Source organism: Nonomuraea mesophila (assembly GCF_004352805.1).
Classification (GTDB): Bacteria; Actinomycetota; Actinomycetes; order Streptosporangiales; family Streptosporangiaceae; genus Nonomuraea; species Nonomuraea longispora.
The window spans coordinates 65,623-73,900 of record NZ_SMLD01000027.1; the positions used below are offsets into that span (position 1 = coordinate 65,623).

Annotated in this window: 8 protein-coding genes; 4 read left to right on the forward strand and 4 right to left on the reverse strand. The window is 70.9% G+C overall.

The genetic code is table 11. The features are described 5' to 3' along the window. Positions 1-95 precede the first annotated feature (95 nt). Positions 96-1,037: a LysR family transcriptional regulator gene (locus E1295_RS13440; protein ID WP_132630596.1), complete on the reverse strand. Its 942-nt coding sequence runs from the start codon at positions 1,035-1,037 to the stop codon at positions 96-98. A 181-nt stretch (positions 1,038-1,218) separates the two neighbouring features. Between E1295_RS13440 and E1295_RS13445 the strand changes: the two genes are divergently transcribed. Genes E1295_RS13445 through E1295_RS13460 form a run of 4 tightly spaced genes read left to right on the forward strand, consistent with a single transcriptional unit; the run spans position 1,219 to position 5,660 of the window. Further along, positions 1,219-2,226, forward strand: coding sequence for a Bug family tripartite tricarboxylate transporter substrate binding protein (locus E1295_RS13445; protein WP_132630597.1), 1,008 nt, complete (start codon positions 1,219-1,221; stop codon positions 2,224-2,226). A 57-nt stretch (positions 2,227-2,283) separates the two neighbouring features. Next, entirely contained in the window at positions 2,284-2,820 is a 537-nt protein-coding gene (locus E1295_RS13450; protein WP_132630598.1) for a tripartite tricarboxylate transporter TctB family protein, read from the forward strand. Between the two features lie 9 nt (positions 2,821-2,829). Next, positions 2,830-4,359: a tripartite tricarboxylate transporter permease gene (locus E1295_RS13455; RefSeq protein ID WP_132630599.1), complete on the forward strand. Its 1,530-nt coding sequence runs from the start codon at positions 2,830-2,832 to the stop codon at positions 4,357-4,359. Beyond that, positions 4,356-5,660 (forward strand): glucarate dehydratase family protein, encoded by a 1,305-nt coding sequence (locus E1295_RS13460; protein WP_246080018.1) that lies wholly within the window; start codon positions 4,356-4,358, stop codon positions 5,658-5,660. The genes E1295_RS13455 and E1295_RS13460 overlap by 4 nt, the downstream gene beginning before the upstream one ends. Positions 5,661-5,764: 104 nt before the next feature. Here the strand turns inward: E1295_RS13460 and E1295_RS13465 are convergent, their stop codons facing one another. From E1295_RS13465 to E1295_RS13475, 3 genes are all read right to left on the reverse strand, one after another. Continuing rightward, positions 5,765-6,481, reverse strand: coding sequence for a FadR/GntR family transcriptional regulator (locus E1295_RS13465; protein ID WP_132630600.1), 717 nt, complete (start codon positions 6,479-6,481; stop codon positions 5,765-5,767). A 10-nt stretch (positions 6,482-6,491) separates the two neighbouring features. Next, positions 6,492-7,634, reverse strand: coding sequence for an L-talarate/galactarate dehydratase (locus E1295_RS13470; protein ID WP_246080019.1), 1,143 nt, complete (start codon positions 7,632-7,634; stop codon positions 6,492-6,494). A 2-nt stretch (positions 7,635-7,636) separates the two neighbouring features. After that, positions 7,637-8,278 (reverse strand): mandelate racemase/muconate lactonizing enzyme family protein (locus E1295_RS13475; RefSeq protein WP_132630602.1); only part of this gene is annotated, 642 nt, incomplete at its 5' end.

The following is an 8,278-nucleotide window of genomic DNA, read 5'->3' on the forward strand; positions in this document are numbered from 1 at the left end:
GGGTCCCCCGTGCGCCGCAGGTCAGGTCTGATGCCGCCAGGCTAAAGAGCAGGGGCGATTCCTGTCCAAGTGCATTTTCGTATCCGGCGATGCCGTCAGGGCATCATCAGCACGGGTGGGGGCGCCTCCAGGTCGGGCAGCAGGTCGAGCACCCGCCACAGCGCGGGGTTGGTGGAGCCGCGGTCCCAGATCACGTGCAGCTCGACCGGCTCTCCTGTGGCGCTCTCCTCGCTCTCCAGCGGATCGCCGCCGCCGCGGGCCAGCTCGCAGAAGGTGACGCCGTCGATCCCGAGCGAGCGGGCGCTGGCGGGCGCCAGCGCGACGCCCCGCCCGGCCCCCACGAGCAGCACCGCGGTGAGGATCTGGTGCACCTGCTGCTCGATCCGGGGGTGGGCGTTGGTGAGGAAGTGCACGGTCAGCTCGTGGAAGTACCGCGACTGGACGGGGTTGTAGCTGATCACCGGCAGGCCGTCGAAGTCGTCGGGCACGAGCGGCCGGCCGAGCTCGGCGAGCGGATGCCCGATGGGCACGACCGCGCACAGCGGCTCGCGGAAGACGACCCGCGAGTCGAGCGTGGCGATGTCGAACGGCGGGCGCGCGAGCCCCAGGTCCAGCTCGCCGCGGAGCAGGCCGTCGACCTGCCCGGCGGTGACCCGTTCGTGCAGGATGACGTCGATCTCCGGCAGCTGCTCCGACAACCTGCGCAGCAGCGCGCCCAGCATGCTGATGGCGGAGACGGCCGTGAAGCCCAGCCGCACGGTCCCGGCGGCGCCGCTGGCGATCCTGCGCGCACGGTCGCCCGCGGTGTCGACGAGGGTGAGCATGCGCCGGGCGTCGTCCAGGAAGGCGCGGCCGGCGTCGGTGAGGACCACGCGGCGGTTGTCGCGTTCCAGCAGGGTCACGCCGACCACCCGCTCCAGCTTCTGGATGTGGCGGCTGAGCGGGGGTTGGGTCATGCGCAGCCGATCAGCGGCCCGGCCGAAGTGCAGTTCCTCGGCAACTGCTACGAATGCCCGGATCTGGTCCAGTGTTAGCATGATGCGGATAGAGTATCACTCGATACCGAAATGAGCCTGGACAGGCATCGAAGCTGGTCCCTAGTCTCCGGAGACTACAGCAAATGGAATAAAACCGCCTTTGGCGTCCGCCCGAAACCCGCTTCACCGCACACCACGCGCACCCCGCCTGAGGGGCACCGCCCGCACGAAGGAGAAGTCCATGCCGGCATCCCGGACAGCCCCCCGCCGCGTTCTCGCGGGAGTCCTCGGCACCGTCGCCGCCGTCGCGCTGACCGCGTGCGGCGGGGTCAAGACGACCTCCACCGGCGGTGACGGCGGCGAATATCCGTCGGGCAACATCGAGTTCAGCGTCGGCGCCTCGCCCGGCGGCTCGACCGACCTCATCACCCGGGCGCTGGCCCAGGGCATGGCCAAGGAGCTCGGCGTCTCCGCGCCGGTGCTCAACAAGCCGGGCGCCAACGGCGCGCTCAACGCCAAGGAGCTGCAGTCGGCGGCCCCCGACGGCTACAAGCTCGCCGTCCAGAACGCCTCCCTGTTCACCATCACGCCGCTCACGGTCTCGCCCGCGGAGGCCACGAAGATCGACTCGTTCGACGTCATCACCGGCGTCTCGCGCGACGACTACGTCATGGCGACCAACCCCAAGTCCGGCTACAAGTCGATCGAGGACATGAAGAAGGCCGGCAAGCCGATCCGGTACGGCACGACCGGCGTCGGCACCGGCGCGCAGCTGGCCTCCGCGCTGACCTTCAAGACGGCCGGCATCAAGGCCACGGCCGTGCCCTTCGACGGCGGCGCCCCCGCGCTGACCGCGCTGCTCGGCAACCAGGTCGACGTCTCCACCATGCAGATCGGCGAGGCGATCGAGAACGTCAAGGCCGGCAAGCTCGTGCCGCTCGCGGTCTTCTCCAAGGAGCGCATCCCCTACATGCCCGACGTGCCGACGGCCACGGAGCAGGGCTTCGACGTGCAGGTGACGCAGTACCGCTTCCTCACCGCGCCCAAGGGCACGCCGCAGGACGTCAAGACCAAGCTGCTCGAAGCGGCCAAGAAGACGTTCGCCACGCCGGAGTACAAGAAGTTCAACGAGCAGAACTCGCTCACCCCCATGGAGGTCACCCCCGACGAGGTCCTCAGCTCGCTGCAGAGCGACGCCGCCACCTACAAGAAGCAGCTCGACGAGTTCGGGATCAGCCTGGCCGGCTGACCGGGGACCCGGCAGGCCACCCCCTCCCGCTCGTCCGCCCGCCACCAAGGAGTGAGCATGTCCATGTCCGAGCCCGCGAGCTCGCCAGAACCGCTCGACGACGTCGCCGTCGAGGCCGAGCGGCTCCAGGCCGAGCTGGACGAGTCACGGCCGCCGCACGCGGGACCCCTCTCGCAGGTCGCGGCGGCCCTGGCAGGGCTCACCGCCGGGATCTTCGGCGCGGTCGGTTCGTACGCGCTCGGGCTCGGCAGTCTCACCCACCCGGGGCCCGGCCTGTGGCCGTTCGCCATCAGCGTCACCATCATCGCGCTGTCGGCGGCGCTCGTCGTCGCGGGCCGCCGGCTGGAGGACGCCGAACGTTTCTCCAGGGCCAGCCTGCTCACCGTGGTCGCGCTGGTGACGCTCGTGCTGCTCGCCGTGCTCCTCCCCCTGATCGGCTTCGAGATCCCGTCGCTGCTGCTGGTGTTCGTCTGGCTGCGCTGGCTGGGCAAGGAGTCGTGGCGATCGTCCATCGTGATCAGCGTCGGCACCGTGGCCGCGTTCTACGTGATCTTCGTCCTCCTGCTGCAGGTCCCGCTCCCGCGCCTCATCTGAGAAAGTCACATGGACATCTCCCCGATTCTCAACGGCTTCGGCGTCGTCCTGGAGCCGGACAACCTGCTCTACTGCCTCGTCGGCGTCATCATCGGCATGCTCATCGGCGTGCTCCCCGGGCTCGGCCCCGGCGCGACGATCGCCATCCTGCTGCCCCTCACCTACGGCATCTCGCCCGTCTCCGCGATCATCATGCTGGCGGGCATCTTCTACGGCGCCCAGTACGGCGGGACCATCACCTCCGTGCTGCTGCGCCTGCCGGGCGAGGCGTCCTCGGTGGTGACCGTCTTCGACGGCTTCGCGCTGGCCAGACAGGGCAGGGCGGGCACCGCGCTCGGCATCGCGGCCATCGGTTCCTTCATCGGCGGCACCGTCTCGATCCTCGGCCTGACGCTGCTGGCCCCGATCGTCGCCGGCTTCGCGCTCGACTTCGGGCCTCCCGAGTACGCGGCGCTGGGCGTGCTCGGCGTGCTGCTCATCTCGTCGGTGGGCAACGGCCACAAGCTCAAGGCCATCATCGCCGCCTGCGTCGGCCTGCTGCTCGCGACCGTCGGCCGCGACACCTTCACGGGCGCGGAACGCTTCACCTTCGACAGCCTCAACCTGGCCGAGGGCATCGACTTCGTGCCGCTCGCCATGGGCCTGTTCGGGCTCAGCGAGATCCTCTACAACATCGAGGAACGCCACAACAAGGTCCACTCCCCCGCCAAGGTCGGCAACGTGTGGCCGTCCCGCAAGGACCTCGGCCAGTCGAAGGGCGCGATCGGGCGGGGCTCGCTCATCGGGTTCTTCCTCGGCGTGCTGCCGGGCGGCGGCGCCACGCTGTCCTCCCTGGCCGCGTACGCGTTCGAGAAGCGGCGCGCGAAGCGGCCGGAACGGTTCGGCCGGGGTGCCGTCGAGGGCGTGGCCGCGCCCGAGACCGCCAACAACGCGGCCGCCACCTCGTCGTTCATCCCGCTGCTGACCCTCGGCATCCCGGCCAACGCCACGATGGCCCTCATCTTCGGCGCGCTGCTCATCCAGGGCATCCAGCCGGGCCCGCAGCTCGTCGCCCAGCACCCCGACGTCTTCTGGGGCGTCATCAACTCGATGTACATCGGCAATATCCTGCTGCTCATCATGAGCATCCCGATGGTCGGCGTCTTCGTGCGGATCCTGCGCGTGCGGCCGGCCATCCTGGCGCCGATCACGGTGCTCATCACGCTGCTCGGCGCGTACACGGTGAACAACCAGGTCTACGACATCTTCCTGGTGATCGTCTTCGGCCTGCTCGGCTACCTGATGAAGAAGCTCGGCTTCGAGCCGGGGCCGCTCGTGCTGGCGTTCGTGCTCGGCTCGATGATCGAGAGCTCCTCGCGGCAGTCGCTGCTCATCTTCGGCGGCGACCCGACCGGCTTCTTCACCCGCCCGATCTCGGGCACGGTGCTCGCGCTGGTCCTGCTGGTCGCCGTCCTGCCACTCATCCGCAAGGCCCTGCGCCGCCGCAGGCCCGACCAGGAGCCGGCCGCGGACGAACCCGTCGAGGAGAACACGCCATGACCATGCGCGCCGGACGTCGGCCCACGCCCGAATCGCAGGCGGGCGGCCGGGTCAGCCGGGTGTCCGTCACCCCCGTCGCCTTCCGCGACCCGCCCCTGCTCAACGTCGTCGGCGTGCACCAGCCGTACGTGCTGCGCGCCATCGTCCAGGTGCACACGGACGCCGGGCTGGTCGGGCTCGGGGAGACCTACGCCGACCAGGCCCACCTCCAGCGCCTCGAAGCCGTCGCCGCCGCCCTGCCCGGCCTCGACGCGTTCGACCTCAACGGGCTGCGCCGCGTGGTCGTGACGGCGCTGGGCGCGTCCACCGGCGGCGCGGGGGCCAGCTTCGGCGGCATGCTCGACCTGTCGAGCGCGGTCGACACCGTGGCGGCGCCGTTCGAGGTGGCGCTGCTCGACCTGCAGGGCAGGGCGCTCGGCCGGCCGGTCAGCGACCTGCTCGGTGGCGCCGTACGCGAGCGGGTGCCGTACTCGGCGTACCTGTTCTACAAGTGGGCCGCCCACCCGGGCCAGGACGACGACACGTGGGGCGAGGGGCGCACGCCCGAGCAGATGGTCGCCCAGGCGCGGCGCATGGTCGACGAGTACGGCTTCGGCGCGATCAAGCTCAAGGGCGGCGTGTACGAGCCCCGCCACGAGATCGAGACCGTCGAGGCGCTGGCCGCGGCCTTCCCCGGGCACGCGCTGCGCATCGACCCCAACGGCGCCTGGACCGTCCGGACGTCGGTCGAGGTGGCGGACCGGCTCTCCGGCGTGCTCGAATATCTCGAGGACCCCACGCCCGGCATCGACGGCATGGCCGCCGTCGCCCGGCAGAGCGGCCTGCCGCTGGCGACCAACATGTGCGTCATCGCCTTCGAACATCTCAAGCCCGCCGTCGCCGCGGACGCCGTGCAGGTCGTGTTGTCGGACCACCACCTGTGGGGCGGCCTGCGGCGCTCGGCTCTGCTCGGCGGCATCTGCGAGACGTTCGGCATGGGGCTGTCGATGCACTCCAACTCGCATCTCGGCGTGAGCCTGGCGGCGATGACGCACCTGGCCGCGGCGACCCCCAACCTCACCTACGCCTGCGACACGCACTATCCGTGGAAGTCGGAGGACGTCATCAAGCCGGGGGTGCTGGAGTTCCGCGACGGGAGCGTGGCCGTGCCGGCCGGGCCCGGCCTCGGCGTGGAGCTGGACCAGGACGCGCTCGCGGCCCTGCACGAGCAGTATGTCACGTGCGGGCAGCGCGGCCGCGAGGACACCGCGTACATGCGCACGGTCGTGCCGGACTTCACGCCCAACACGGCCCGCTGGTAGTCGGCGCTGGCAGTCGGCCCTGGCAGTCGGCCCTGGCAGTCGGCCCTGGCAGTCGGCCCTGGCAGTCGGCCCTGGCAGTCGGCGCTGACCGTCGGCGCTGACTGTCAGGGGGCCTGCAGCCGGGCGCGCGAGTTGGACAGGTGCAGCCGCATCGCGGCCCGCGCCGCCGCCGCGTCCTGGTCGGCGACGGCGCGGTAGACGTTCTCGTGTTCGAGCGTCACCCGGGTGAGGTGGGTGGCGTCGGAGACCGTGTAGCCGTGCGCCAGCCGCGTACGCGGCAGCATGATCATCATGGGGCCGATCGAGGCGAGCAGGTCGGAGTAGAACCGGTTGCCGGAGGCCAGCGCGACCTTGAGGTGGAAGCGGAAGTCGGCCTCGACGGCGTGGCCGGGATGCCCGGCGGAGCTCCCGAGGTCGACGAGTGCGCGTTCGATGGCCTTGAGCTGCAGGTCGGTACGGCGCTCCGCGGCCAGCCCCGCCGACTCCGACTCGACCCCGATGCGGAAGTCGATCATGTCGAGGACGTCGCGGTGCGTGCGGACCCGCGAGGTCTCCACGGAGAAGGGCGCGGGAGCGGGCACGTCGAGCACGAACGAGCCGCGGCCCTGGAAGGTCTCGACGAGCCCCGCCGCCTGCAGCCGCGAGATGGCCTCGCGGACCACCGTGCGGCTCACGCCGAACTCCTCGACCAGCGAGGACTCGGTGGGCAGCTTCTGGCCGGGGGCGATCTCACCGGCCAGGATGCGGGATCGCAGCCGTTCGACCAGCTCGTGGGCGAGGCCACGCCCGGTGTCGCGATCGAGTTTCCTGTCCGGCGGCACGGGTGACAATCTACCTGCCCGGCGCGCGGAACTCGACGGCGTCGAGGCACCAGGCCGCGGCCTCGTCCGCGACGCTGAGCCCGAGGCCGGGCCGGTCGGGCACCAGCATGCGGCCGTCCTCGATCGTGAGGCGCTCGTCGAACAGCGGCGACAGCCACTCGATGTGCTCGACCCAGGACTCGCTCGGGTGCGCGGCGGCCAGGTGCACGTGGATCTCCATCACGAAGTGCGGCGCGACCTGGAGGCCGGCGTGGTCGGCCAGGGCGGCGACCTTGAGGTAGGGGGTGATGCCGCCGACGCGCGGGGCGTCGGGCTGGATGATGTCGCAGGCGCGCAGGTCGATGAGCCGGACGTGCTCGGCGACGCTGGAGAGCATCTCACCGGTGGCGATCGGGGTGTCGAGGGCGTCGGCCAGACGCGCGTGGCCCTCGGCGTCGTACGCGTCGAGCGGCTCCTCGATCCACACCAGCCCCAGTTCCTCCACCGCCCGCCCGAACCGCAACGCCGCATGCCGATCCCACTGCTGGTTGGCATCCACCATGAGCGGCACATCCGCCCCCAGATGCTCACGCACCGCCGCCAACCGGCGCAGATCCTCCCTCATATCCGGCTGACCCACCTTGATCTTGACCCCGCCGATGCCACTCGCGATCGACTCCGAGGCCCGCGCCTTCACCTCCTCGACCGGCGCCTGGAGGTAGCCGCCCGAGGTGTTGTACGTCCTGACCGCGTCGCGGTACGAACCCAGCAACTTCGCCAGCGGCAACCCCGCCCGCCTCGCCTTCAGATCCCACAGCGCGACGTCGACCGCCGCCAGCGCCTGGATCGCCACCCCGGAACGCCCGACCGACGCCCCCGCCCACAACAACATGTCGTAGACCCGGCCGATGTCCGACGGATCCCGGCCGAGCAGGCGTTCCCCGATCTCCGCGGCGTGGGCGTACTGCGCGGCGGTGCCGGCGCGCGTGGTGTAGGAGAAGCCCAGCCCGCCCAGGCCGTCGGCCGTGGTGACCTCGCAGGTCAGCACGTCGATCCTGGTGAGCGGGCGCTGGCGTCCGGTGGCGACCTTGGCATCGCTCACCGGGGCCGCGAGGGGCACGGCGTAGCGGCGCAGCCGTACGGACTCGATGCGGTCGCCCGGCGGCGTTGTCACGCTCAACTCCGGCCGAACTCGACGCTGTCGGAGACCCATGCGCGGCACTGCTCGCTGAGCGTGAAGCCGAGGCCGGGCCGGTCGGGCACGATCATGCGCCCGTCACGGGTCTCCAGGCGCTCGTCGAACAGGGGGTTGAGCCATTCGAAGTGCTCGACCCACGGCTCGCGCGGGTAGGCGGCGGCCAGGTGGAGGTGGATCTCCATGGCGAAGTGCGGCGCGAGTTGCAGGCCCGCGTGGTCGGCGAGGGTGGCCAGGCGCAGGAAGGGGGTGATGCCGCCGACGCGCGGGGCGTCGGGCTGGATGATGTCGCAGGCGCGCAGGTCGATGAGCCGGACGTGCTCGGCGACGCTGGAGAGCATCTCACCGGTGGCGATCGGGGTGTCGAGGGCGTCGGCCAGACGCGCGTGGCCCTCGGCGTCGTACGCGTCGAGCGGCTCCTCGATCCACACCAGCCCCAGCTCCTCCACCGCCCGCCCGAACCGCAACGCCGCATGCCGATCCCACTGCTGGTTGGCATCCACCATGAGCGGCACATCCGCCCCCAGATGCTCACGCACCGCCGCCAACCGGCGCAGATCCTCCCTCATATCCGGCTGACCCACCTTGATCTTGACCCCGCCGATGCCACTCGCGATCGACTC

Excerpts from the sequence above, each read along its gene's own strand:
- E1295_RS13440 (WP_132630596.1), bottom strand. The coding sequence starts at position 1,037 with ATGCTAACACTGGACCAGATCCGGGCATTCGTAGCAGTTGCCGAGGAA.
- E1295_RS13445 (WP_132630597.1), top strand. The coding sequence starts at position 1,219 with ATGCCGGCATCCCGGACAGCCCCCCGCCGCGTTCTCGCGGGAGTCCTC.
- E1295_RS13450 (WP_132630598.1), top strand. The coding sequence starts at position 2,284 with ATGTCCATGTCCGAGCCCGCGAGCTCGCCAGAACCGCTCGACGACGTC.
- E1295_RS13455 (WP_132630599.1), top strand. The coding sequence starts at position 2,830 with ATGGACATCTCCCCGATTCTCAACGGCTTCGGCGTCGTCCTGGAGCCG.
- E1295_RS13460 (WP_246080018.1), top strand. The coding sequence starts at position 4,356 with ATGACCATGCGCGCCGGACGTCGGCCCACGCCCGAATCGCAGGCGGGC.